This window comes from Sediminibacillus massiliensis, assembly GCF_900156915.1.
In the GTDB taxonomy this organism is placed as follows: Bacteria; Bacillota; Bacilli; order Bacillales; family Amphibacillaceae; genus Sediminibacillus_A; species Sediminibacillus_A massiliensis.
On sequence record NZ_LT732531.1, the window covers coordinates 1 to 1,722 of the forward strand.

General features: G+C 43.4%; 1 protein-coding gene. It reads left to right on the forward strand.

The window, feature by feature from the left end; genetic code table 11:
* Positions 1-129: 129 nt before the first annotated feature.
* Positions 130-1,245, forward strand: coding sequence for an IS110 family RNA-guided transposase (locus tag CZ434_RS00055; RefSeq protein WP_077621189.1), 1,116 nt, complete (start codon positions 130-132; stop codon positions 1,243-1,245).
* Positions 1,246-1,722: the final 477 nt, after the last annotated feature.

A 1,722-nucleotide genomic window follows, 5' to 3' on the forward strand; every position in this document is an offset into this window, starting at 1 on the left:
GAGTTATTATGAACGAAACTAGCCCCTTAATCGTAACAACGTAGGTTAATTTGGTCATAGTGGGTATAGTAAAGCAAGCCCAAAACCCATAGCCAAATCAGAGCTATAATTACGAAAGGAGCTAGTACTATGGATGATACCACAAAATACGTTGGTCTAGACGTATCAAAGGACAAAATTGCAGTCGCAGTTGCTGATGAGGGACGTTCCAAGCCAAGATATGTTGGTATGATTGACTATACGGTAGAAGCGATTAGAAAATTAATGAAAAAACTAGGTGAACCAGAACTTCTGCAAGTGTGTTATGAAGCAGGCCCAACCGGTTACGGGCTCTATCGCCTTCTGAAGAGTATGGATATTGAATGTGAGGTAATCGCACCGTCGTTAATCCCACAAAAACCAGGTGAGCGCGTAAAAACAGATAAACGGGATGCAATAAAATTGGCAACCCTTTATCGTGCCGGGGAACTGACGCCAATCTACGTCCCGACAGAAAATGATGAAGCACTCCGTGATTTAGTTAGAGCACGTGAGGATGTAAAGGAAGATGAATTAAGGGCTAAACATAGACTAACCAAATTTCTTCTCAGAAATGAAATCCATCCTCCTAAGGGTACCAGGACATGGACGGCTAAATATTGGGATTGGCTGGACAGTCTAAAATTTGAACGTTCCGCTTCCCGTGTAACCTTCCAAGAATATTTACAACAATTGAAGGAGTATCAGCAGCGACTGAAGATACTGGAAAGTGAAATGGAGGAACAAGCCAAAGAAAGCGTCCATGCACCCATGATTCAGACGCTTATGACCTTAAGAGGCATTGCCCTAATTACAGCTACCAGTCTGGTAGCTGAGGTAGGATCGTTCAGTCGATTTCAAACCCCTAAGCAATTCATGGCATACACCGGGCTTGTGCCAAGCGAAAGTTCCAGTGGGTTGACACGCAATTTAGGAGAAATCACCAAAACAGGGAATCGCCATGTTCGGAGGCTTTTAATCGAAGCAGCATGGAGTTATAGATACCAGCCTGCAGTCAAAGGGGAACTGAAGAAAAGACAAAAAGGACACCCGACTAATGTCCTGGGGGTCTCGTGGAAAGCTCAGAACCGCTTGCATAAAAAGTATTTCCGGCTACTGGGCCGAGGAAAAGAGAGTGGAAAAGCCATTGCGGCAGTCGCCAGAGAATTAGCAGGGTTTATTTGGGCGATATCGCGTGAAGCCGATGGTGACGTTCAGACGACTTAGTTGGAATTAAAATATGCATCCTTTGAGGCAAGGGTTAATCCAAAGGAAATAAGTATAGGGCTCGAAGGCAAAGAAGAAAACCGTATAGGATAACGCACGACGTAGACTTGTGCTAGCCTTAAGAGGTGAACGCACGCCAGGAGTTCGTGACAGATCCTTTAACGGAAAGATAAAATGTGAAAACCCACGGATATCAGTATGCTTATCGAAGCAGAGATTTTTGCCTTCGTGCCGTGTAATTATCTCCTTCGTGTAAAAAAAGGAGGTACATAATTCCATCATTCTTAGCTTTTAGCAGGGTTTCAGTCATCTGAAAAGTAGTTGGCAAGCTAAGAAGAAGGAATAGCGCTAGCAAGAATATGGATGGAAACGTAAGAATCAAAAGATCAAAAGAGCCTAAAAAGACTCTTTATTTGAAGCTGGCCAAAAGTATATTTATCTGAACGGGGCTTGACAGTTTCGTTCATATCAGTCTAC